The sequence below is a fragment of the Massilia aurea genome, from assembly GCF_024753205.1.
Taxonomy (GTDB): Bacteria; Pseudomonadota; Gammaproteobacteria; order Burkholderiales; family Burkholderiaceae_D; genus Telluria; species Telluria aurea.
The window spans coordinates 72178-95557 of the sequence record NZ_JANUGZ010000001.1; the positions used below are offsets into that span (position 1 = coordinate 72178).

The 23380-nt window shown below is 65.2% G+C and carries 22 protein-coding genes and 1 tRNA gene; 15 read left to right on the forward strand and 8 right to left on the reverse strand.

The annotated features are described in order from the left end of the window. Positions 1 to 3: 3 nt before the first annotated feature. The 8 genes from fdxH to NX775_RS00335 all read left to right on the forward strand — a co-directional run bounded on the left by fdxH (position 4) and on the right by NX775_RS00335 (position 7166). On the forward strand, positions 4 to 933 hold the full coding sequence (gene fdxH / locus NX775_RS00300; RefSeq protein ID WP_258834162.1) for a formate dehydrogenase subunit beta: 930 nt from the start codon (positions 4 to 6) through the stop codon (positions 931 to 933). Positions 934 to 943: 10 nt separating this feature from the next. After that, positions 944 to 1573 (forward strand): formate dehydrogenase subunit gamma, encoded by a 630-nt coding sequence (locus NX775_RS00305; protein WP_258834163.1) that lies wholly within the window; start codon positions 944 to 946, stop codon positions 1571 to 1573. 181 nt (positions 1574 to 1754) lie between these two features. Continuing rightward, complete coding sequence (gene fdhE, locus NX775_RS00310) at positions 1755 to 2786, forward strand: formate dehydrogenase accessory protein FdhE (RefSeq protein ID WP_258834164.1); 1032 nt, start codon at positions 1755 to 1757, stop codon at positions 2784 to 2786. A 2-nt stretch (positions 2787 to 2788) separates the two neighbouring features. Next, the gene (selA, locus tag NX775_RS00315; protein WP_258834165.1) at positions 2789 to 4246 is read left to right on the forward strand and encodes an L-seryl-tRNA(Sec) selenium transferase; all 1458 of its coding nucleotides are present in this window, start codon (positions 2789 to 2791) and stop codon (positions 4244 to 4246) included. Beyond that, complete coding sequence (selB, locus tag NX775_RS00320; RefSeq protein ID WP_258834166.1) at positions 4243 to 6162, forward strand: selenocysteine-specific translation elongation factor; 1920 nt, start codon at positions 4243 to 4245, stop codon at positions 6160 to 6162. The genes selA and selB overlap by 4 nt, the downstream gene beginning before the upstream one ends. 43 nt (positions 6163 to 6205) lie before the next feature. Beyond that, a tRNA-Sec gene (locus tag NX775_RS00325) sits at positions 6206 to 6301 on the forward strand. A gap of 35 nt (positions 6302 to 6336) precedes the next feature. Next, entirely contained in the window at positions 6337 to 6783 is a 447-nt protein-coding gene (locus tag NX775_RS00330; RefSeq protein ID WP_258834167.1) for a glycine cleavage system protein H, read from the forward strand. Further along, entirely contained in the window at positions 6780 to 7166 is a 387-nt protein-coding gene (locus tag NX775_RS00335) for a DsrE family protein (RefSeq protein ID WP_258834168.1), read from the forward strand. The genes NX775_RS00330 and NX775_RS00335 overlap by 4 nt, the downstream gene beginning before the upstream one ends. Before the next feature lie 258 nt (positions 7167 to 7424). On the opposite strand, the gene NX775_RS00340 is transcribed toward NX775_RS00335, so the two are convergent. Beyond that, positions 7425 to 10655, reverse strand: coding sequence for a di-heme oxidoredictase family protein (locus NX775_RS00340; RefSeq protein WP_258834169.1), 3231 nt, complete (start codon positions 10653 to 10655; stop codon positions 7425 to 7427). 306 nt (positions 10656 to 10961) lie between these two features. Between NX775_RS00340 and NX775_RS00345 the strand changes: the two genes are divergently transcribed. The 3 genes from NX775_RS00345 to NX775_RS00355 all read left to right on the forward strand — a co-directional run bounded on the left by NX775_RS00345 (position 10962) and on the right by NX775_RS00355 (position 14428). Further along, on the forward strand, positions 10962 to 11651 hold the full coding sequence (locus NX775_RS00345) for a hypothetical protein (RefSeq protein ID WP_258834170.1): 690 nt from the start codon (positions 10962 to 10964) through the stop codon (positions 11649 to 11651). Positions 11652 to 11795: 144 nt separating this feature from the next. Then, the gene (cyoE, locus tag NX775_RS00350; protein ID WP_258834171.1) at positions 11796 to 12770 is read left to right on the forward strand and encodes a heme o synthase; all 975 of its coding nucleotides are present in this window, start codon (positions 11796 to 11798) and stop codon (positions 12768 to 12770) included. 95 nt (positions 12771 to 12865) lie between these two features. Further along, a complete protein-coding gene (locus NX775_RS00355; protein ID WP_258834172.1) occupies positions 12866 to 14428 on the forward strand; it encodes an alpha,alpha-trehalose-phosphate synthase (UDP-forming) in 1563 nt (520 codons plus the stop codon). A 28-nt stretch (positions 14429 to 14456) separates the two neighbouring features. Here the strand turns inward: NX775_RS00355 and NX775_RS00360 are convergent, their stop codons facing one another. Genes NX775_RS00360 through NX775_RS00375 form a run of 4 tightly spaced genes read right to left on the reverse strand, consistent with a single transcriptional unit; the run spans position 14457 to position 17506 of the window. Continuing rightward, on the reverse strand, positions 14457 to 15170 hold the full coding sequence (locus NX775_RS00360) for a glycosyltransferase family 2 protein (RefSeq protein WP_258834173.1): 714 nt from the start codon (positions 15168 to 15170) through the stop codon (positions 14457 to 14459). Beyond that, positions 15167 to 15781, reverse strand: coding sequence for an SAM-dependent methyltransferase (locus NX775_RS00365; protein ID WP_258834174.1), 615 nt, complete (start codon positions 15779 to 15781; stop codon positions 15167 to 15169). The genes NX775_RS00360 and NX775_RS00365 overlap by 4 nt, the downstream gene beginning before the upstream one ends. Beyond that, positions 15774 to 16547, reverse strand: a complete 774-nt coding sequence (locus NX775_RS00370) for a PIG-L deacetylase family protein (protein ID WP_258834175.1) — start codon at positions 16545 to 16547, stop codon at positions 15774 to 15776. Before NX775_RS00370 ends, NX775_RS00365 begins: the two co-directional genes overlap by 8 nt. After that, complete coding sequence (locus NX775_RS00375) at positions 16535 to 17506, reverse strand: acyl-CoA dehydrogenase family protein (protein WP_258834176.1); 972 nt, start codon at positions 17504 to 17506, stop codon at positions 16535 to 16537. The genes NX775_RS00370 and NX775_RS00375 overlap by 13 nt, the downstream gene beginning before the upstream one ends. Before the next feature lie 237 nt (positions 17507 to 17743). On the opposite strand from NX775_RS00375, the gene NX775_RS00380 reads away from it, so the two are divergent. Continuing rightward, positions 17744 to 18202: a DUF2721 domain-containing protein gene (locus NX775_RS00380; protein WP_258834177.1), complete on the forward strand. Its 459-nt coding sequence runs from the start codon at positions 17744 to 17746 to the stop codon at positions 18200 to 18202. 3 nt (positions 18203 to 18205) lie between these two features. Here the strand turns inward: NX775_RS00380 and NX775_RS00385 are convergent, their stop codons facing one another. After that, a complete protein-coding gene (locus NX775_RS00385) occupies positions 18206 to 19117 on the reverse strand; it encodes an alpha/beta fold hydrolase (protein ID WP_258834178.1) in 912 nt (303 codons plus the stop codon). 130 nt (positions 19118 to 19247) lie between these two features. On the opposite strand from NX775_RS00385, the gene NX775_RS00390 reads away from it, so the two are divergent. Continuing rightward, a complete protein-coding gene (locus NX775_RS00390) occupies positions 19248 to 19835 on the forward strand; it encodes a CGNR zinc finger domain-containing protein (RefSeq protein ID WP_258834179.1) in 588 nt (195 codons plus the stop codon). A gap of 114 nt (positions 19836 to 19949) precedes the next feature. Here the strand turns inward: NX775_RS00390 and NX775_RS00395 are convergent, their stop codons facing one another. After that, on the reverse strand, positions 19950 to 20330 hold the full coding sequence (locus NX775_RS00395; RefSeq protein ID WP_183552373.1) for a translational machinery protein: 381 nt from the start codon (positions 20328 to 20330) through the stop codon (positions 19950 to 19952). A gap of 180 nt (positions 20331 to 20510) precedes the next feature. On the opposite strand from NX775_RS00395, the gene NX775_RS00400 reads away from it, so the two are divergent. Beyond that, positions 20511 to 20924: an Rrf2 family transcriptional regulator gene (locus NX775_RS00400; protein WP_258834180.1), complete on the forward strand. Its 414-nt coding sequence runs from the start codon at positions 20511 to 20513 to the stop codon at positions 20922 to 20924. 124 nt (positions 20925 to 21048) lie between these two features. Here the strand turns inward: NX775_RS00400 and NX775_RS00405 are convergent, their stop codons facing one another. Next, entirely contained in the window at positions 21049 to 21999 is a 951-nt protein-coding gene (locus tag NX775_RS00405) for a LysR family transcriptional regulator (protein WP_258834181.1), read from the reverse strand. Between the two features lie 137 nt (positions 22000 to 22136). Between NX775_RS00405 and NX775_RS00410 the strand changes: the two genes are divergently transcribed. Beyond that, positions 22137 to 23372: an SGNH/GDSL hydrolase family protein gene (locus NX775_RS00410; protein ID WP_258834182.1), complete on the forward strand. Its 1236-nt coding sequence runs from the start codon at positions 22137 to 22139 to the stop codon at positions 23370 to 23372. The last annotated feature ends 8 nt before the right edge of the window (positions 23373 to 23380 follow it).

Here is a 23380-nt window from a genome sequence, read left to right on the forward strand (position 1 = left end):
ACAATGTCTTCATTACAATCTCTCGATATTGCGGCGCGTTCGGCAACCACCACGCAACCGCCGGTGGCCCGTACGCACAAGCCTGAAGTCGCCAAGCTGATCGACGTGTCCAGCTGCATCGGCTGCAAGGCATGCCAGGTGGCGTGCATGCAGTGGAACGATCTGCGCGATGAAATCGGCGAAAACCACGGTACCTACGACAACCCGATCGACCTGACGCCACAGTCGTGGACCGTCATGAAGTTCTCGGAAGTCGTGACCAAGTCTGCGGAAGAGGGCGATCGCCTGGAGTGGCTGATCCGCAAGGACGGCTGCATGCACTGCGACGAGCCAGGCTGCCTGAAGGCCTGCCCGGCGCCGGGCGCGATCGTCAAGTACACGAACGGCATCGTTGACTTCATCAGCGAGAACTGCATCGGCTGCGGCTATTGCGTCGCCGGTTGCCCGTTCGACGTGCCACGCATCAGCAAGGTGGACTCGAAGGCCTACAAATGCTCACTGTGCGCCGACCGCGTTGCAGTGAACATGGAACCGGCCTGCGTGAAGATCTGTCCAACTGGCGCCATCCGTTTCGGCACCAAGGAAGACATGATCGAATACGCGGGTGACCGCGTGGTCGACCTGAAGGAACGTGGTTACCAGAACGCCGGTTTGTACAACCCGGCCGGTGTGGGCGGCACGCACGTGATGTACGTGCTGCAGCACGCGGACAAGCCGAACCTGTATGCCGGCCTGCCCGAGAATCCGACCATCAGCCCGACCGTGGCGCTGTGGAAGGGTATCGCCAAGCCGCTGGGTGTGGCTGCAATGGTCGGTGCTGCTGTTGCCGGCTTCTTCCACTACATGAAGGTCGGCCCGATCGAGACGCACCACGACGAACCCGATGTTCAGCCGACGCCTGGTCCCGACCAGCGCGACGACGAACGGGTATAAGGAGAAGACCATGTTTATCACTCGCTATCGCGACATGACGCGCATGAACCACTGGGCCGTGGCTCTGTTGTTCATCTGCGCCGGATTGACTGGCCTTGCCTTGTTCCATCCGTCGATGTTCTTCTTCAGTGTGTTCTTCGGCGGTGGGCAGTGGACCCGTATCCTGCATCCGTTCTTCGGTTTGCTGATGGTGCTGGGTTTCGTGTTCCTGTTCTTCGCCGTCGTTCGTGACAACTTCTGGACCAAGACCGATACGGCCTGGGTCAAGAAGGCGCCGGAACTCCTCAAGGGTAACGAGCACGCGATGCCGCCTGTACACAAGTACAATGCGGGCCAGAAAGCCGTGTTCTGGATCTTTGCCGTGAGTCTGGTGCTGCTGTTGATCACTGGCTTCATGTTCTGGCAACCATGGTTCGCGGACTTCTTCCCGATTCCGCTGCGTCGTTTCGCGATGCTGGTGCACGCGGCTTCGGCCCTGGCACTGGTGCTGAGCGTGATCATGCACGTGTACGCCGCCATTTGGGTCAAGGGCTCGTTCCGCGCCATGACCCGTGGCACGGTGCACGAGGACTGGGCCAAGTCGCACCACCCGCTGTGGTACAAGGAAGTGGCAGAGGACGCCAAGCGCAACAAGCGCTAACGTAGTATTGTTGCTCTTCTGAGTCAGCTTCAAAACCGTCGTTCCCGCGCAGGCGGGAACCTCAGTGTGCATGCGGTTCGATTCGCTGGCACACTTGGGTTCCCGCCTCCGCGGGAACGACGTTCTTTGGCAGCTTGAACCGTATTGCCGTTGCAAGAATTCAATAGGAAGCATCCTTTCCATGAGCATTACCAAAGCCTCAAAGCTGCTCAGCCCCGAAGAAATCGCTGTCCGGGCTGGCGAGCAAATGCCGTATATCCAACTCCCGGTGCGCCGCGAGTTGTTCTCCGCCCGTGCGACCCGTCTGCGCCAGCTGGCGCCGGGGCACGCGATGCACGACTTTTTACTGTTTGCTGCCGAACTGGCCGCCGTACAGCACGAAGTGCTGCAGGATTACCCGACCGTGACGCTGCCGACGCTGGACGATCTGGCCGCCGCCGCGCGCGCCGCCCAGGCACCGGTCCCGGCGCCGCTGTGGCCGCGCGATCCGGTCTGGCGCGGCGCGATGCGCCGCATGCTGGAACTGCTGGTTCCGCGCCTCGCGGGCAGCCCGGCGCAAGCCGCCGTGCAGGCCCTGCTGGCTGCGGGCGACGACCATCTCGAGGGCCAGGCCGAACTGCTGCTGCAAGGCGCGGCCGGCCTGGACATGAGCGCGGCACCCCTGGTGGCGGCCGGTCTGCAGGTGTACTGGACGAACATGGTCCTGGCCATCCAGGAAGCGTATGGCGCGGCGCGCCAGCAGCCGTACGGCCGCACGCTCGACATGACGACCTGCCCATGCTGCGGCAGTCTGCCGACCGCGTCGATCACGCGGGTCGACCAGACCGGCAGCAACTTCCGCTATCTGCACTGCTCGCTGTGCTCCGCGCAGTGGCATATGGTGCGGGTCAAGTGCAGCCACTGCGAAAGCACCAAGGGCATTCACTACCATTCACTCGAGGCGCTGGCCACGGATGGCGCGGTGCAGGATGCGTCGCAGGCATCGGTGCAAGCCGAGACGTGCGACGAGTGCCATCACTACATCAAGATCGTGCGCATGGAGCGCGAGCTCAATGTCGATCCGGTGGCGGACGACCTGGCCTCGCTGACGCTGGACATCCTGGTGTCCGAAGCGGGCTACGAGGCGCATGGTGTCAACCTGCTGCTGCTGTCGGGCGGTGAGGAAGCGCCAAGCGAACCGGCCATCGCACCACCATCGAACCGGAGTAATTGATCATGTCGCTCAGCGAGTCCGTGGTCCACGGCTCGAAGGCGACAGTCAAGGAACTGCCTTCGATCGATAAACTGCTGCGCTTGCCATCGGTGCAGGCGCACCTGTCTGTCCACGGCCATACGCTGGTCGCCGGGCAGGCGCGCGCGCTGGTCGATGACCTGCGCGCGCAAGCGCTGGCTGGCGTGCTTGCGGCGAGCGCCGTGACGCCCGATGCGTTGGGCGGGGCGCTGGCCCAGCGCATCGCTGCGCGGATCGCGCCGCGCATGCGCCGCGTGATCAACCTGACCGGCACGGTCATTCATACCAATCTGGGCCGCTCGGTGCTGCCGGATGTGGCAATTCGCCGCCTGACGGCGATGATGGCCGGCCCGAACAATCTCGAATACAACCTCGACACCGGCTCACGGGGCGATCGCGACAGCATCGTCGAAGGCTTGCTGTGCGAAATCACCGGCGCCGAAGCGGCGACGGTGGTCAACAACAATGCCGCCGCGGTGCTGCTGTCGCTGGCCGCGCTGAGCGGCGGGCGCGAAGCGATCATCTCGCGCGGCGAACTGGTAGAAATCGGCGGCGCCTTCCGCATGCCGGACGTGATGGACAGCGCCGGCGCGCGCATGGTCGAGGTAGGCACCACCAACCGCACGCACCTGGCGGACTACGAGCGCGCGATCACCGAGCGCACGGCAATGCTGATCAAGGTCCACACCAGCAACTATATGGTGCAGGGCTTTACCAGTGCGGTGAGCGAGGCCGAACTGGCGCCGCTAGCCCGCGCCCGCGGCGTGGCGCTCGTGTCGGACCTGGGCAGCGGCTCGCTGATCGACATGGGCAAGTACGGCTTGCCGCAGGAACCGACGCCGCAGCAGATGCTGGCCGATGGCTGCGACGTGGTCATGTTCTCCGGCGATAAATTGCTGGGCGGCCCTCAGGCGGGCCTGATCGTCGGCACGCGCGAACACATCGGGCGCATCCGCAAGTTTCCGATGAAGCGCGCGCTGCGGCTGTCCAAGCTGCCGCTGGCGGCGCTGGAAGCGACCTTGCAGCTGTACCTGCAACCCGAACTGCTCGTGCGCGAGTTGCCGACGCTGCGCTGGCTGACCCGCACGCAGGAGCAGGTGGCCGTGGCCGCAAACGCGATCCTGGAACCGCTGCGCGCGGCGCTGGCGCCGCGCTATACCGTCACGCTCGAACCGATGCTCAGCCAGATCGGCTCGGGTTCGCTGCCGATCGACCGCCTGCCATCGTGCGGGCTGGCGATCGCGCCGGTCTTGTCTGGCAAGCGCGGCATGGGCACGGCGCTCGACGCGCTGTCTGACGCCATGCGCAGCCTGCCGGCGCCGATCATCGGCCGCATCGCCGACGACCGCGTGCTGCTCGACTGCCGCTGCGTCGACGATCCGAACGAGGTCATCAATCAATTGGCCGGCCTGCGCCTGGCCATCATCGGAGAAGCCCCATGATTGTCGGCACTGCAGGCCACATCGACCACGGCAAGACGGCGCTCGTGCGCGCACTAACGGGCATCGACGCCGACCGGCTGCCGGAAGAAAAACGGCGCGGCATCACCATCGAACTCGGTTACGCGTGGATGCCGCTGGAAGACGGGCGCCGCATCGGTTTTGTCGACGTGCCGGGCCACGAAAAACTCGTACGCACGATGGTGGCCGGCGCCAGCGGTATCGACTTCGGCTTGCTGCTGATCGCGGCGGACGACGGCCCGATGCCGCAAACGATCGAGCACGCGACCATCCTGTCGCTGCTGGGCGTTCGCCGTGGCGCGGCCGTGATCACCAAGATCGACCGCGTGGAGCCGGCGCGCGTCGCCGAGACCGAAGCCCGCGTACGCGCGCTGCTGGCCAGCAGCGGGCTGGACGATTACCCGGTGCTGCACGTCTCGAGCGTGCGCGGCGACGGCATCGATGCCTTGCGCGCCGATCTGGTCGACGCACTGGCCGCTGCGCCGGGCGACGGCGTGGAGGGTGCAGGTTTCCGCATGGGCCTGGACCGCGCGTTCACGCTGGATGGCGTCGGCACCGTGGTGGCCGGGAGCGTTTCGGCGGGCGGCGTGACGATTGGCGACGCGTTGTCGCTGGCATCCTCGCCGGATGATTCTTACCGCGTTCGCAGCCTGCAAGTACACAGCCGCGCGGCGCAGGCGGCGCAGGCGGGCCAGCGCTGCGCCGTGGGCCTGGCGGGCCTGGAACGCACGGACGAACTGCGCGGCCAGGTGCTGTGCGATCCGGCCATCGCCTTGACCACGCAGCGGATCGACGTCTGGCTGCAGGTGGCCGCCACCGAAGACAAGCCGCTGCGTTCGGGTACGCTCGTGCACCTGCATGCAGCGACCCAGGATTGCCTGGTGACGGTGGCCGTGCTGGGCCAGCCGTTGATCGCGCCAGGCGCCGGCGCACCGGCCCAGCTCGTGCTGCACAAGCCGGCCAACGTCTGGCATGGCGACCGTTTTATCTTGCGCGACGCGTCGGCGGTGCGCACGGTGGCCGGTGGCCAGGTGCTCGATCCGCTGGGGCCGATCCGTTATCGGCAGACGCCCGAGCGCCTGGCGTACCTGGAAACCCAGCGCGCGGTTGATCCGCTGACGCGCCTGCTGGGCGCGCTGGCGCAGGCGCAGTACGGCGTCAATGGCGCGACCTGGCTGCGCAGCAGCGGCCTGGCGCGCTGGCCGTTTGATTTGGCAGGCGTGCCCGACATCGTGGTGGGCGCCGGCGGCGAGTGGCTGATCGCCCGCACGCGTCTTGATGAGGCGCAGGCCGGCCTGCTGGCGGCCCTGCGCGACTTCCACGACAAGTATCCGGACGAAATCGGACCGGACGTGCAGCGGGCCCGCCGCCTGGCGGCGCCACGCATGCCCGAGGCGCTGTGGCTGCAGCTGACGGGGCACATGATCGAGGCCGGCGTGCTCGCCCGCCGGAATGGCTTCCTGCATTTGCCGGAGCATGGCGTCGCCTTGCGCGCGGCCGAGCAGATCGTGGCCGAACATGCGCTGCCGATGCTGCTTGAAGGGCGCTTCGATCCGCCATGGGTACGCGACATCGCGCTGCAGGCGCGGTTGCCCGAAGCGCAGGTGCGCCAGGTGCTGGGCCGCATGGCGCGCGGCGGTGACGTGTATCAGGTGGTCAAGGATCTGTTCTATCATCCGGCCGTGATGCACGAGCTGGCGGCGCTGGCGAGGAAGCTCGCCGCGGAAGAAGTCGGTGGCCAGGTCACGGCTGCGCGTTTTCGCGATCTGACGGGCCTGGGACGCAAGCGCGCGATCCAGATCCTGGAGTTCTTTGATCGCATCGGACTGCTGCGCCGCGTGGGTGACGTACATCTGCTGCGGCCGGGAACGTTGCTGTTTTCCGAGAAAACGCTGTGACCCTGACGCAATTTTTCCGGACAAGGTAAAATCCCGGCTCAACGGAAGGAAATCGTCCCTGGTGGGGCGGCTGGGCTTCAAACCCAGTTGGTGGCGCCATGCGTCGCCGGGTGGGTTCGACTCCCGCATCCTTCCGCCATCCTTTCTGTTGCTGTTCCTGTTCTTCACACTCCTATGATCATCCTCGGCTTCGACTATCCGGACGACTGCTATTTCGACCTCGACAATGATATGTGGTGCCGTCCGCTGGCTGACGGTCGCGTGCAGGTGGGCGTGAGCGCGTTCGGTGTCCAGATCAGCGGCAACCATTTCTACATGTGCCGCCCCAAGCCGGTGGGTAACGAGGTCGAGCAGGGCAAGACGGTGGGTGTCGTGGAGCTGAGCAAGACGGTCGTAACGATCAAGACGCCGGTGTCCGGGACGATCGTCGAAATCAACACCGCGCTGGAAGAAACGCCCGAATTGATCCATCAGGATCCGTATGGCGCCGGCTGGATTTCCGTCATCCAGGCCAGTGACTGGGAACGCGACCGCGCGCAACTGGCGCATGGCGCCGATCTGGTCGAACAGGCCGAGCGACGCATGCGGCTCGAGCCGGTCGATGACTGGATCAAGCCGTGAATTCGGCACACGCGGGCCTCGCCATTATGGTCTGGTCATGCGATTTAACCCGGCCCGAGGCACTGACGACGCCGTTCATGACGGCGCAGGCCGCGGCGGCGCTCGACATGCCCGTCAAGATGTTGTTTACGAATCAGTCCGTCGCCTGGCTGCTGCGCGAACACAGCGCGCGCCTGACCGGTTTCGGCGCCGACCGCTGGACAGTTGCGCGGCACCTCGATGCCACGGTTGAGCTGGGTGTCGAGATCCGCGCCTGCAGCCAGGCGTTGAATGCTCTTGGCGCGGACCTCACTGCATTGGCGCCCCAGTGCGCCGGCGTCGAAGGCATGGTGACATTCGTCGAGCAGGGCAGCGCGCCGGGCTGGCACATGCTGGTGTTTTAAGCCTACGCGTCCAGGATTCTCGCTCAGATAACACAGCCGGGGTCAGGTCTGACATTCGGACACGGCCTCAGCCTGAGCCAGGTCCAATCGTGCATCGACCAGCCTTAGCATAGCCCCGTGTCAGCTCGTTTCGACTATCTGGCTGTCGAGTTCGTGTCCGAATGTCAGACCTGACCCCGGCTTTCGGAGTGCAGAATACGCCAGCCAAAAAAAGCGCCGGGCTGCGAACCCGGCGCCTCTGTCACATCGGCACGAACGTTACAGCGAGCGCAGGAACGCCAGCAGCGCCTCGCGTTCAACGGTCGCCAGCTTCTCGAAACGCTTGCGCGCGGCGGCGGCTTCGCCGTCATGCCACAGGATCGCTTCACTCAGGGTGCGTGCGCGGCCGTCATGCAGGTAGCCGACCTTGCCATCCTTGCCCATCACCTTGTCGCTGTAGCCGATGCCCCACAGCGGCGCGGTGCGCCACATGCTGCCGGTGGCCTGGCCTTCGACGTAGTTGTCTGCCAGTCCCGGACCCATATCGTGCAGCAGCAGGTCGGTGTATGGCCGGATGGTCTGGTCGCGCAGTTCGGCGAACTGGTGGTTCGCGCCGGTCTTCATCGACGCCGTGTGGCAGGCCACGCAGCGCATCGTTTCGAACAGCTTCTGGCCCGTGGCGACCTGGCGCGTGTCGACCCGGTGCTCGTCAAGTGGCGCGACGCCTTTCGGGAAGCCGCTGGCCAGGCTGCGCTGGGCCGGTACGGCCAGCAGGGCCAGGTAGTTCGAGATCGACTGCAGCTCCGCTTCCGAGATCCCGCGCTGGCGGGGCGCCGTGGCGCATCCGGCCGGGTTGGGGTCGCAACTGAGGCTCGGGTAGACGGGCGAGGTCACCGCCATGTCGGCCAGCAGCGCCGATGCCGCCTGGTGGCGCAGCGTGGCTTTCGATGCTTTCCAGCCAAAGCGGCCAAGACGCACGGCGCCGCTTTCGGGATCGAACACAAAGTTGGCCGTACCGCGCACGCCGTCGCCGTCCGGGCTCGAGCGCACGCGCGTCAGGATGTCGGCTTCAGGGATCGCCTCCAAGAGGCCGCTGCCGATCATCGGCTGGGCCGCGCGCAGCGAGACGGTTTCCGGCACCGGGCCGTCAAAGGCAATTTTAGGCTTGCGCAGTTCGACGTTCGTGCCGTCCGCCAGCTGGACCACGCGGGTGTCAAAGCCCGACACGCGCACGCCGGTGCCCCAGTTCTGCGGGGTGCCGTTGCCCGACACCGCATTCATCTGCACCGTCGTGCCATAGGTCGGATGTGGCAGCTGCTGGCCTTGCGGACCAACGCGCGCCACGCGCACCGCCATGCCATCGAGGCGCTGGTTGATCGCCGCCGGAGCCGGGCTGCGGCCATTGCCGACGTGGCACGCGATACAGGCCGACTGATTGAAGCGGCCGCCCTGCAGACCCACGGCCGCTGCATACCGGTCGTTGCCCGCTTCATTGTGCTCACCGGTGGTGAAGTTGGTGTGCAGCAGGCGCCGGCCTTCGACGAAGCGCTGCATGTTCTGCATGCCGACGTTGTTGTGCGGCTGCTGGAACATGAACAGGCCATTGTCGCTGTAGTTATACGACACGGAGCCGAGGCCGCCCGACAGCACGTCGTCCGGCAGCGGCACCGAATTCAGGCGCGGCTGCACGCCGTACCATGGGCGCAGGCCCTGGCCGACGACGTAGCTCCATTCCTGCGAGTAGTAGCGGATGCCGCCCGTATCGCCCAGCGCGCCCAGTGCTTCGCGCGTGGTGAAGTACGACGGCGAGACTTCGATGATGTCGCCCTTGACGAGCGGCCGGCCCGGCACGCTGCGGCCGGTCTTGAAGCCGTCGCTGTTGAGCTCACTGTGGCCCGGATAATCCTTGACCAGCAAGGTGCAGCCGCCATTGATGCCGTTGGCGCTGGCCAGCCGGTTGTTCTGCGGATAGGGCGTCGGCTTGCAGATGGGGACATCGTTATTGACCAGTTCTCCGGGCCGCATCCAGCCGTAGCCGGTCGAATAAGGCTCGTCAAACTGGCGGAAGAACGCGACGCCGCCCTTGAGGAAGTCGACGGTCGTGTACTGGTTCACAACCAGCATCGGTTGCGTGACACCGGCGACGCGGCTGTTGTCGATGATCTCGACGCCCCAGGTGCGGTTCTTGTGGTACTGCGGCACGAACGTCAGGTAGTTGCCCGGGCCCTTGTCAACGGGCAGCCCGCTGGCCGGGTCGATCGTGTCGTTCGGGCCGTAGCCGATCTCGTTCCACTCTTCGCCGCGCTCGCGGCCATGGCGCGCCAGGCCACGGGCGCCGAAGCGCGTCACCAGCGTGCCGTCCGCAAGAGTGAACTGCAACGACTCGATCGGCTCGGCCGTACCCGGCAGTGGGCTTAGCGCAGAGCCATTGGCCGGGAAGGCCACGGCCGACGTCGGCGCATCGGGCAGCGTGTTGTCACTGCCCGGCGACTTGAACTCGACTTCAAACATCGAGTAGCCGTATTGCGTCGCACGTGCGACACCCTGCAGGCGCAGGTAGCGGGCGCGGAAACCCAGGTTGAAAAATTCCTCGACGCCACCCTTGCCGGTGCCGACATGGCGCAACTGCGTCCATGTCACGCCGTCGTTCGACGTGAGCACCGTATAGATCTTGCCGTACGATTGTTCCCAGGTAAGCTTCATGTAGCCGATTGCGGTGGGCGCGCCAAAATCGAAATGGATCCAGGCGCCGTCCTCGGGCCGGCTCGACCAGCGCGTGCCGGGCTTGCCGTCGATGGCCATGCCGGCCGCCATGCCGGCGTTCTCCGGCGTCGACGACGTCGCAGCCACCGGCTTGATGGCCACGCCGGGGTGGGTCAGGTCGATTGGCAGTTCTGGCGCCGGCAGGTCGGGGCTCGGCGTTGGCGCGGCCGGCGTGCCGGTAAAGGCCTGGATTTCGAGGATCGAATAGCCATACTGGCCGGCGCGCTTGACACCTTGCATGCGCAGGTAGCGGCCCTGGCCATTCAGGCCCGTGAGATCTTCGGTGCCGCCGACGCTGTCGGTGACGCTCTTGATCGTGGTCCAGCTGCTGCCGTCCTCGGACACCTGTAACAGATAGGCGCTCGCATGGGCGGCTTCCCAGTCGATCCGCACGCGGGTAATCGTCTGCGTCGCGCCATAGTCGAGCGTCAGCGATTCATCGTCGGTGAAGCGGCTGCCCCAGCGCGTGGTGTTGTCATGGTCGATCGCCGCCGGGCCATCGAGATCCGGCCGCTCGGCCGAGCTGGCCTGGGCCTTGACCGGGGTCAGCGCTGTTTCCGTGCTGGCGAACACGCCGGCCACGGTCCTGAACAGGCTGGCGCTGGCGTTCTGCATGACGGCGACGGGCGATTCGGCAGTGCCGCCACCGCAACCCGCTAACAGCAGCGGTAACAGCAGGATGGGTGCGAGCGGCGCGCCGGGCATGCGGATGCGGCGTGAAGACTGCCCGCAAGGCAGTTGATCCATGGTGAAACTCCTAGGTATGAACGTCGATGGGTGAACTTCAGCACTACTTTCCGCATGCCCCGGTCATGGATGCCGACCGGGATCGTTATAATTGCTCAAAGGCAATTGTTAACCATAAGGTAACCGACCCGTTGGAGACGTGTCAAGGAATCTGCGCCGATGTGACACTTGCAGCCCGTCCATCGGCAATAAATACGCTCCAGGCCCGTCGCATTTCTCCAAAAACCAATCGTGCGCGACCTGCCAATTCGTACAATTGCGAATTAGCCCGTTCAGATGGGCAACAATTGTGTAAACGGAGAGACGATGGGGCGATTATTTTTGTGGGCGAAGACGCGCCCGGCGCAGTGGGCGCTGCTGGCTGCGCTCGTGGCCTGTTACCCCGTGAGCCTGCTCCTGCCGCTGTCGTGGGGCCGCGAAGCAGGCGTTCTGGAAAACCTGCAGGTTGTCGTATTGCTGAGCGGCTTCGTGGTGGCGGTCGTCGTGTTCATGCGGCGTCGCCCGGAACGCACGGCGATGCTGGCGCTGTGGGCCGCGCCTGTCTGGTTGCTGCTGGCGGGCCGCGAGCTCAGCTGGGGCCGCGCCTGGCGCGCCGTGCCTGGGTTCGACGCGGCGGGCAGGGCGCTGCCGCCTGAGCCGCTGTGGTTCCAGCCGCTGGTCTGGCCGGGCGCCGTGTTGCTCATCGGCTGGCTCGTGTATAGCGCCTGGCATTACCGCATCGATGAGGTGGTGCGCCTGGCGTTCGTGCGCAGCGCGCCCTGGCTGCTGCTGTTCGTGGCGCTTGGCGCGGCTGTGGGGTCGACCTGCGCCGAGGGGCATATGTCATGCCATATCGATCTCGTCGCGTCGCGTGCTCAGGTCTTCGAAGAGCTGGTCGAACTGCTGGCCTACGTGGCACTGTGCAGTCTGCAAGCGGTTGTTCTGCGGCACCGGGTGCCGGCCCTGGGTCGACGCCATGAGCACGGCGTCGATGCTCGCGCAAAACAGGTGCGCTGACGCCGGTGTTACTGATGGCGCGCGTGTGGCGCGCATGTAGCTCGCTTGGCAAGTAGGACAAATTGCCCGTTGGTCGCGCCGCCGTTTTCCTCTAGCATGATGGGTTCTGTGAAATGACCACCTGCCTGCAGCGGTCGCCCCATCATGTCGAATTCAAAAGTTGTCGAAATCCCGCCGGCCGCCCTGGCCATTCCTGATGTCGCTACTGGCGTCGTTATTGGTGCGTCGCCCGCTGGTGGCCTGGCGCAGCGCGCTGGCCAGTACTGGGCGCTGACCAAGCCGCGCGTGACCCTGTTGACCGTGTTCTGCGCCGTAATCGGCAGCCTGCTGGCAACCGATGGCGCACCCGCCTGGTCCGTGTTGCTCTACAGCGCTGCCGGTATCTGGCTGCTCGCCGGCGCCGCCTTTGCCGTCAATTGTCTGCTGGAAGCGCAGGTCGATGCGCGCATGACCCGCACGGCGCGCCGGGCCACCGCGCGCGGCGACCTGGGGCCAGCCCAGACGGTCGTCTTTTCCCTGGTGCTGGGCGGCGCCGGCGCGGCCTTGCTGTACACGCAGGTCAATCCGCTGACGATGTGGCTGACACTGGCCACGTTCGTCGGCTACGCCTTTATCTATACCTTGCTGCTGAAACCGGCCACGCCGCAGAACATCGTGATCGGCGGTTTTGCCGGCGCCATGCCGCCGGCGCTCGGCTGGGCGGCAGTGGCCAATGGCGTGCCGCTCGAGGTGTGGCTTCTGGTGCTGATCATCTTTCTGTGGACGCCGCCGCATTTCTGGGCGCTGGCGATGGCGCGGCGCGACGACTACGCGCGCTCCGGCCTGCCGATGCTGCCGATCACCCACGGTATGGCCCACACGGGCCAGCAGGTATGGCGTTACAGCGTGGCGCTGGCAGTCGGTACCGCGCTGCCGTGGGTGGTCGGAATGAGCGGGCTGTTCTATCTGGCGTGCGCATGTGCGCTGAACGCCGTGTTCCTGCGCCATGGCTGGCTGGTCCACAAGCACTACAGCGACGCGGTCGCGCGCAAGGCATTTGCCTGGTCGATCGTGTATCTGGCGCTGCTGTTCGCCGCGCTGCTGGCCGACCATTACCTGACCTTGCTATTGGCGGTTTGAGCCACGTTGGGTTCGTCATCGAACAGAAGCGGAGAACGCTAACATCTTAAGCTGTTTCCATGACAGCTCGATACCACTCCGCCCCCACAACGAGGATGCGCAGCAATCCGGCGCCTCTACCCCTTCCAACCTTTCCGGGCGAGCGCCGCAAGATCGCGCGCCCCACAACCTTATTGCCCGAGGACGTGCGCGACAGCGCCGACCTGGCCCGTCTGATCGAACAACTTGGCTGTGGCGACGACCTGATCGTCGTGTCCAACCGCGCACCGTGCGTGCATTCGCAGACGGGTGACGGCGTCAATGCCCAGCGGCCCGCCGGCGGCCTGGTGACGGCGCTCGAAGCCGTCCTGTCCAAAGAAGGCGGTTGCTGGATCGCCCATGGCAGCGGCACGGCCGACCGCGCCACGGTCGACGCCAACGACCACGTCCTGCCCGAGCATCTGGACGCGCCGTACCGGCTGCGCCGCCTGTGGCTCAGCGATGCCGAAGTGGCGGGCTACTACGATGGCCTGGCCAACGAAGCGCTGTGGCCGCTGTGCCACCGCACCGGCGTCGCGCCGACGTTCCGCCTTGAAGACTGGGCGCATTACGTGGCCGTCAACCGCCGCTTTGCCGACGCCGTGATTGCCGAAGCCGCGAGCGAGCGGCCCGTGGTGCTGGTGCAGGACTACCACCTGGCGCTGGTGCCGGAGATGGTGCGTGAGCAGCTGCCGGACGCCGTCATCATCCTGTTCTGGCACATTCCGTTTCCGACGCCGCAGACCCTGGCCACGTTCCCATGGGCGCAGCAGATGATGGCCGGCTTGCTGGCCAGTACCGTGATGGGCTTGCAAACGCCGGCCGACCTGACGAACTTCAGCCTGGCGCGTGCTGCCATCCCTGGCGCCCAGGGGCGCGGCGCGGCGCACGCCGGCGCCTATCCGATTTCGATTGCGTGGCCGGCCAGGAATGATGTGGCCACGCCTGGCATCCGTGACGTGGTGGGCAGCCAGTTCGGCATCGCGCCTGGCGTGCGATTGCTGGTCGGTGTCGATCGCATGGATTACACGAAAGGCCTGAGCGAGCGCCTGCAGGCCTTCGAGCTGCTGCTCGAGCGACGGCCCGACTTGCGCGGGCAAGTAACGCTGCTGCAGATCGGCGCGCCATGCCGTTCGGCGCTGGCCGCGTACCAAACGATCACGCGCGACGTGGGTGCGCTCACGCAGCGGATCAACGCACGCTTTGGCAGGGATGACTGGCAGCCGGTTGTGCTGCATGCGAAAAGCGCGGATGCGGCCACCGTCACCGCCTGCTACCGCGCGGCCGACGTGTGCCTGGTCACGAGCCTGCATGACGGGATGAACCTGGTGGCGAAGGAATTCGTGGCGGCGCGTACCGACCTGCGCGGCGCGCTGGTGCTCAGCAGTGAGGCCGGCGCTGCCGCTGAACTGCACCAGGCGCTGATCGTCGATCCGCGCGACATCGCCGGCATGGCCCGCGCCATTGAGCGTGCGCTGGACATGCCGCTCGACGAGCAGACCCGGCGCCTGCGCGCAATGCGCGGCGTCGTTAGTCAATACACGGTGTTCCGCTGGGCGGCGCAGTTGCTGGTGGACGGCATGCGTATTGAGGCGAGCCGCCGCGTCACGCGCAGCCCGGCACACGCTTATTTGCGTTGATCGGGTAACGATACACCCCTGTCAACACTCAGGTCGTTGACAGGGGCACTTCCATCTCGCAGGTCACGGCCAGAAGCGTGTCGCCGAAGCCACCGCGCGCCCGCGCATCCAGTCTGGCGCTGGTGAACACGCGCGGCAGCGCGCTCCAGGCAAAGCGGGCGCCCGACAGTTCCAGTGCCCGCACCAGCAGCACGTCTTCATGACAGGCCACTGCCGCAAAACCCCCGGCCGCCTGGTAGGCCAGCGCGCAGACACCCAGATTCGCCCCGTGGATATGACGGTGATCTTCCCGGTCATGGTAGGTACGGGCGAAATGCTCACGCAGCAGTTGCGCCTTGTCCGCGTGGGGTGACCAGTCATCGACCGCCACCGAGCCACAGACGACCTCAGCGCCCAGCGTGACCTGTACAGCCAGCCATTGTGGCGAGACGCGCGTGTCGGCGTCGGTGAACGCGAGCCAGCGCGCCTCGGCTGCGATCAGGTGCAGGGCGCCCGCAGCACGGGCGCTGCCGACCTGGCGCGCTGAGATTTCCAGTGCGTCGAGCCGGCAACCGGCCAGCGCGAATGCCGTCTGCCATTCGCGCACGATGGCAGCCGAGCCGTCGTCGCAGGCATCGAGCACGACACACACCATGACTGGTTCGCCGGCCAGTTGCGGATGCGTCGCTGCCCGCAGGACGGCTTGCAGGCAGGCACCGAGGCACGCTTCTTCGTTATGGGCTGGGATGGCGACGCCGATCATGCGCGTTCTCCCTGTATTCCCTGTAGCGGTGCCACCGGGCGCCAGATGTCGAGCACGAACGCCTCGTCGCGATGGTGTAGCGAGCGGCGCAGGCCGGGCAGCGCGTCGGCGAGATCGTGCACGGTCGCCGTCGGCGTGATGCGGTCGTCGAAGTCGTGCAGGTAGTGGCACAGCACCAGTTCGCCGTCCGGCGCCAGGTTCGCTGCGGCGCACGCCAGCATCGAGGCGATCGCGTCTTCGTCGAAGTAATACAGCAGTTCGCTGAGCACGATCAGGTCGAACGTGTCGTCCAGCGGCCAGTCGGCCGGCAGGCGGCGCGTCTCGAAACGGATGCCGCGCGTGGCGGCGTCGGGGACGCGGCGCCATGCGGCATCCAGCGCACTGGCGGCGCCGTCGCAGGCCTGCAGGGATTCGCAACGTGCGGCCAGCGCCACGCTCATTTCTCCGTTGCCGCAGCCAGGCTCGAACGCGCTGCGGTAGCTTGGCTTGCCCAGGCCGGCGAGCAGGATCGCGCGTTTGCGCTGTTCGTACCAGGCGCCGCGCACGTCCCACGGGTCGTCCGATTGGGCGTACAGGGTTTCGAAATGGGCCAGGGGTTGGGCGTCACGCATGGTCGGGAAAGTAGAGTTCAAAAGGATGCAGGACGCGTTCCATCGCAAACGCGGGCAGGATGGGCGCTGCGCCGCTGCTGGCGTCGCCCTCGATCTGGCTGTGGAAGCATCCGAGGGCGGCGCGTTTGCGCGCCAGCGCGTCGTTTGGCACCGGTAATTTGCGCGCCTGGTTCATGGGCATTGCGCCGTCGCCCGGGGCACTCCAGTGCCAGCCCCAGACCGGTGCCTGCAGCACGCGGGCGCCACGCTGGCGGGCGACGGCGCTGCAGGCCAGCGCCGTCGATTCGTGGTCCGGGTGGCCGTCGAAGCGCCAGGTAGTAATGACGATATCGCCCGGCGCGATGATCGCAGCCAGCTGGCGCTCGAGTTCAGGCGCGGCGGCCGTGACGCCGCCGTCCGGAATATGCAGGCGTCGCACGCGGTCGGCGCCGATGCCCAGGTGGGCCAGGGCGGCATCCGTTTCGTCGGTCCGGGCCTGGCGCAGGCGCTCCGGCGGCCAGGCCGGCGAGCCGGGATGGCTGGCTTCACCATCGGTGACGGCCACAATCAGCGGCGCGTCACCGCGCGCGGCGACCAGTTGCAGCAGCGCGCCGCAGGTCAGGATTTCGTCATCGGGATGGGGCGCGACCACGACGACGCGGGTGCCGGGCGGGATCAGCGCATCCAGCGTGATCTGCGGAACGGCGGCCAGCGCGGCGTCGCGCGCCCAGTCGGCCGCTGCCGGGCCGGTGCCGCCGATGTGACGCGAGCGGTTTACAAGGTCCATGGCGCGTCCTCCAGGGCAGCGACCAGCTTGCCGACGGCTTCCAGGTCGCGCTCCGCATGGCTCTGGCGCATGAACACCGGCAGGTCCGCATACAGCTGCGCGAGCGACGCATCCTTGCACAGCGGGCCGGCGCCCAGTGCGCGGCCCACCGCATGCAAGACTGTATTGGCGGTCGCTTCGACGCTCAGGCGTACTGTCATCGCCGTGCGCATGGCATTCGCGCCTGGTGCGCTGTCGATGGTTGCTGCAGCTTCGCGGATCAGCGCGGCGCAGCCTTGTAGTGCAACCGAGACTTCGCCGAGTTGCGCCATGCGATGGGGATCGCTGCGCTCGGCCAGCCGTTCCCGCAGCGCATCGGCCAGACGTGTCGCGGCGCCAAACCAGCATGCAGCCACGCCTGCGCCGCCTTGCCAGAAACCAGCCCGTTCAACATAAAAGCCCGGACCAGCCAGCGGCGTCGCCTCGACATCATCGAACCAGACGTCGACGCTCGCCGTGGCACGCATGCCCACTGCGTTCCAACCGTGGTCGGTGACGCGCACGCCAGGCTGGCGCAGGTCGACCGCCGCCAGCATCGGGGCGCCAGCGTCATCCCAGCAACTGACCACCGCATGCGTGACGCCATGCGCCCCCGAGCACCAGGCCTTGCGGCCACGCAGAATATAGCGATCATCGACGGCCAGCAGGGCCAGACGTGCATCCGGCGGCTCCGCACACCAGGTGCCCCAGGTGGCCTGTGGGGCGTTGGCCAGTGCGTGCGCCTGGGCTTCGTGCAGGATGGCCACCGCATCCGTGTGGCCTTCGAACACCTTCGCCAGGGGCAGGTCATGCGCGCCAACAGCGGCGAGTGCCTGCCAGCGGGCGAGCGTCGCACCGTGACCGGGTAGCGGAAGGCGTGCATGGCCAGCGCGCACGAGTTCGCCCAGCGCCTCGGTCGTGGACAGTCCAGCGAGGCTCACAAACGCGCTGTGCAGCGTAGTAAGTGGAGGTGTGACTGAAGGGGCAATCTGCATGGCATCGACGTGTTTTTATTGCAACGATTCGATGCTAGCAGGCGTCCATGCATTCCGCCTGTACGCCATTTCACACTGGAAAGAAGTAGGCAATGTGAGCGGGTCATGGGTATCCGGCACTCGTGCTTTGCGTAATGATGCTGCTACACTCCCGCCATCTTCCCCTCCACGGACAGCGTTGCAATGAACTTCCAGCTCGGCGATATCGGTCAGGTCATCCAGTTGGCAATTGCGCCCGTGTTCCTGCTGGCTGGTGTCAGCATCCTGCTGATCCTGCTGACCAACCGGCTTGGCCGCATCATTGATCAGATGCGCTTGTTGGAAGATCGCGCTATCAAGTGCGTCGACGCCGAGTGTGTGGCTGCGCTGAGCGGTCTGCACCGCCGTTCCAGCCTGATCAATATCGCGATTGCCGCCAGCACGCTGTGCGGCCTGCTGGTCTGCCTGGTGATCGCGATGCTGTTTCTCGGCGACGCCACCGGCCTGCCGCTTGTCCATCTGATTGCTGCCAGTTTCATTGGCGCGATGCTGGCCCTGACGACGGGCTTCATCTGCCTGATGCGCGAAGTCTCTATGTCGTATCGCCTGATGCGCGAGCAGCAGCTGGTGGCGATGGCCATGTGCGCGAGGCGCGCGGCCTGAGCTTTACCGCTCGCTGGCGCGCTTGCCCGTGACATGCCCGGCGAGGAAGTCGAACATTGCTTCAGCAATCTCGGGCCCGTGCGTCTCCAGCGCAAAGTGACCGGTATCCAAGAAGCGCACCTCGGCCTGCGGCAGGTCGCGCGTGAACGCATGCGCGCCCGCCGGCACGAAGAACGGATCGTTCTGGCCCCAGATTGCGAGTAACGGCGGCTGGTACTTACGGAAGTACGCGTGCAGCTGCGCGTACTGCGCAATGTTCTGTCCGTAATCGACCAGCAGGTCCAGTTGCGCATCGACCCCGATGCGTTCGGTGGCGGCGAACGCCAGCGCGTAGCCATCGGGCGCGACGCGCGATACATCGCGAACGCCTTCCGTGTACTGCCACTTCGTCATCTCAAATGAATTGAATGTGCGCAGTGCTTCGCGATTCGCCGCGCTCGGATTGGCCCACGCGGCGCGCATCGGCGCCCAACCCGGGCTCAGGCCTTCTTCGTAGCCATTGCCGTTCTGGCTCACGATGGCCGTGATGCGCTCGGGATGGCGCACGGCAAGACGCCAGCCGACTGGCGCGCCGTAGTCGAACACATACATCGCATAAGTATCGAAACCCACAGCATCCGTGAAGGCGTCGATGACGTCCGCAAGATGCGCGAACGTGAATTCGAAGGCCGGGTCGGTGCGCGTCATGCCGAAGCCCGGCAGATCGGGCGCGACCACGCGATAGTGTTTGGCCAGCGCGGGGATCAGGTTGCGAAACATGTGCGACGACGCGCCGAAGCCGTGCAGCAGCAATATGGCAGGCGCGTCGGCCGGGCCGGCCTCGCGGTAGAACACGTCGGTGCCATCGATGGCGATGCTGGCGTAGCGTACGACAGGCATTACGGTGGTGGACAAGGCGGTAGGGTGATCTTGCATGAATGTTCTCCTGAATGACATTGATTGGCATAACCTCTAAAACTACATAATTAAGGTTATGGGCCCATTGTGGCATGGGTGGAGTAACCCTTCAAGTATAATCTTGATGGTTATTACATTGGAGGCAGTCATGGCCGATACATTGCAGTCCGAAGCTGGCGCAGCACCTTTGATCGCTGATCATCTGGCGCTCGACATGCTCAACACCGAGGCGGGCGTCGGCGACGCGCAGCAGGATTTCTGGTGGAGCAGCCACGCCGTGCTGGACTGGCTGGCGCGTTGCGGTATCGATGCGGGACAGCCTTCCGGACCCGCGGCGGATGCCTTGCTGCGCGACGCGAAGGTATTGCGCGCTGCCGCGCGTGATCTGATCACGCGCCGTATGGAGGGTAAACAGGGTGATCCTGCGCTGCTCAACCGTTATCTGGCGGCGGTGAGGTCGACGCCGGCGCTTGTCTGGGACGAGGTGCAGCCGCATTTGGTGCATCAGGGCGGGGCGCCGTCGCCCGCACGTGCGTTGGGAGTATTGGCCGAGGCTGTCGCGACCTTGCTGGCCGAAGGTGATTTCACGCTGGTCAGACAATGCGAGCATCCGGAGTGCGTGCTGTGGTTCTACGACCGTACGAAATCGCACCGGAGGCGCTGGTGCAGCATGGCGCTGTGCGGCAATCGGCATAAGGCTGCGCAGTTTCGCGCGCGGAACCGACCTGTAGCGTAGGCGTTGTAACCGATACTGCTGAAGTTGCAGTTTGTGCGCAGGCGGTAAAAAACCCGCTGTGCCATGACGGCAAGCGGGTTAATCGCGCGCTGGCGCTGAAAGACTGTCAGCGAATTACTGCATGCCGCCGCTGCTGATGAAATGCTCGCGTGCATAGGCCAGCAGTTGGCCTTCCGATGGATGATCCACCGTTTCCACTGACTTGATCTTGTCGGCAATCGCCGGCATTTTGCTCGTCAGGTAGGAGACGAACGCGGTTTTTTCTTCGGCCGGGCCCACGACCAGAATTTGCTCGCTGTCGGTCAGCGCTGCGGCGATGTCCTTGTAGAACAGCGTGTTGTCATCACCGTTGACGTGGTTGTCGCCGTGCTTCTGATGCGGATGCGGATGGGTCGAATGGGTTTTCATCGACTCGGATTCCGACGCATTCTTGTCGAAGTGGATGACTTGGGCTTTGGTGTGGTCGAGCCAGACGACGGTGTTATTCAGGGACATGGTTGCTTTCATAATGAAGTGTGGGTTGAGCATAGCGCATGTCCCGTGGTGACTGGGTGCGCTACCACACGCACGTCCGGTCACAGTCGACAAAACTGAAACTCGACGAATTGCGTTCAACTCCCGACGATATCGATACTCCTGAAGTTTCGGTATCATGATGGCAGGAGGATTTCAACGATGAGAGCAGATTTCAGACTGGCGCGCATGCTGCACGTCCTGAGCCATATTCACGGCCGCACCAATACCACGAGTTCCGAGGAACTCGCGGTCATGCTCAATACCAATCCCGTGCTCGTGCGCCGGATGATGGGCGGACTGCGCGCGGCAGGGTATGTGACGTCAACGTCCGGGCGAAACGGCGGCTGGGTACTGGCGGTCGATCCCGACGCCATCACGGTGCTCGATGTGTACCAGGCACTTGAAGAACCCGTGATCTTTGCAATCGGCGCAAATGTCGATCACCCGGGCTGCCCGCAGGAACAGGCCATCAACGGCGCACTCGAAGTGGCCATGGCCCAGGCGGCCGGCACGCTGCTGCGTGAATTCGGGCAGGTGCGCCTGTCTGCCTTCATCACCTCGTTGGCAACCTAGGGGCGCGTGGCCGCGACGGCAAGCTCCGCGCCTCCCTGGGCGTGCACATGCCGCGCTGGTGCGCCAACCGCGTGGCGCTGGTGGGCGATGCAGCCTGGTACCCGACGCCGCTCACGGATATATGTCAAGAAAGGTCGGCGATTATCGGTGGCGTCTGATCGCCTTGCGCTGGCGCCGCCACGTGAAAGCCCCCGATCTGGCTGAATTGGTCGACCGCGAATTCGATGAAGGTTTTTACGCGCAGCGGCTGATAGTGGCGCGATGGCGTCAGCACGTATAAGTCCTGACTGCGGGCCATCCAGCCTGGCAATACCTGAACCAGTGCGCCGCTCGACGACAGATCGTGGATCAGCCAGTCGGGGCAAATGGCAATGCCGCTGCCCAGCACGAGCGCTTCGCGGATCGCCAGTGCATTGTTGACGCGGTAGCGACTGCGGACGGGCACCTGGATCGCCTGATTGTCGCGGTGCAGATCGATCGTGGTTCCGGGTGTCCATGCGAAGCGCACGAAGTCGTGGCCGGTCAGATCGGCTGGCTGTTCTGGCTCGCCCCGTTGTTGCAAATAGGCGGGCGAGGCCGCGAGAAAGCGCGGGACCGTGGCCAGGTGGCGGCCGGTGACATCCGGCGGCAGCGGTCCGCCGAGCCGGAAAGCGATATCGACGCCTTCGGCGACCAGATCGATATAGCGGTCGTCAAGTACCAGTTCGATCTCCACCGCCGGATGCGCGGCCAGAAAGCGCCCGACAATGGCATTGATTCGCAACTGCCCCAGGCCAACCGGCGCATTGATGCGCAGAAGACCCGAGACCTGGCCGCCCATCCCCTGGACGGTGCCCACCGCAGCATCGAAGCCATCGAGCACCAGTTTGGCATCGAGGTAGAACTGCCGCCCCTGGTCGGTTGGCGACAAGCCCCTGGTGCTGCGCTGAAACAGCCGCACAGCCAGGTGCTGCTCGAGCTGGGCCAGCAGCTTGCTGACCGTCGGCTGCGTCGTCCCGAGTTCACGCGCTGCCGCCGACAAGCTGCCCAGCTCCAGCGTTCGTACGAAGGTACGCATAGCGCGCAGAGTATCCATCGATATATTCTTGAATGGAATGAGTAATGTTCGACTTTATCATCTTCCAGCAAGATATCGAATGACCTATCGTGGGTTCTTTATCACTGAGGGTACCCATGCGCCACTACCTACACAACGCAGCGATCTGGGCTGCCATGACCCTTGCAGGCAACGCATTGGCCGAGGACGCACGTACGGATTGGATGACTTCCTGGTACGCAGCGCCTCAACCAGGCTGGGACAGCCAATTCGTTTTGCCGATGAACGTGCCTGCCGTTCTGGATCATCAGACGGTGCGCGAATACGTTCGCATCAGTGCCGGCGGCGAGCGCATCAAACTGGTGTTTTCGAATCGCTATGGCAAAGCACCTCTGGCAATCGGCGCGGCCAGCGTGATGATGCGCGAGGTGACATTCGCAGGCGCGCGCCAGGTGACATTCGCAGGCGCGCGCCAGGTGACGATCGCGCCTGGCGCCACGGTCACGAGCGACCCGATTGCATTATCGGTCGCGCCGTTGTCGCAGCTGGAGGTCACGACCTATCTGCCAAAGCGCACCGCGATCACCGGGTTTCACTGGGGTGCGTCGCAAAGTATCAGCATCGCTGCCGGCAATGCCAGCCGGGCAGCCGAGTTTTCGAAAGCGACGCGGGTGGAAGGGCGCTTGTTTCTCAGCGCCGTGCTGGTCGACGCATTACCGGATAGCCGTACGGTGGTGGCGCTGGGCGACTCCATCACCGATGGCAACGGATCGACGCCGGATGCGGATCGGCGCTGGCCCGATTTCCTCGCGCGTCGCCTGGCGCCGCATGGCATCGCCGTGGCCAATGCCGGCATTTCCGGTGCGCGGTTGCTGAGCGATGGTATGGGCGAGCGCGCGCTGGCGCGATTCGAGCAGGATGTGCTGCGCCAACCCGGGGTGTCGGATGTGATTGTTCTGTTGGGGATCAACGATATCGGCTGGCCTGGCAGTCCTTTCGCGCCGGCTGAAACGATGGTGACGCTGAACGAATTGACGGCGGGCTTTCGCCAGCTTGCGGCCACCGCGCATGCCAGAAACATCCGGATCACGGTGGGGACGCTACCGCCATTCGAGGGCGCGCTGGAGGGAACACCGTTTGCCGGGCATTACAACCCGCAGAAAGAGGCATTGCGCCTGCGGTTGAATGACTGGATCCGGGGCGCTGGCATCTTCGATGCCGTGGTCGACTTCGACGTGGTGCTGCGCGATCCGGCACGGCCGCAGCGCCTGCGCGCTGAACTCGATTCGGGCGACCATCTGCACCCGGGCGATGCCGGGTATCGGAAGATGGCCGATGCTATCGATATCGACGCCATCGTTGCGCGCGATCGGGGCGCTCGTCGTGACGCTGTTTCGGCCCGGATTCAGTGAGGCGGTCT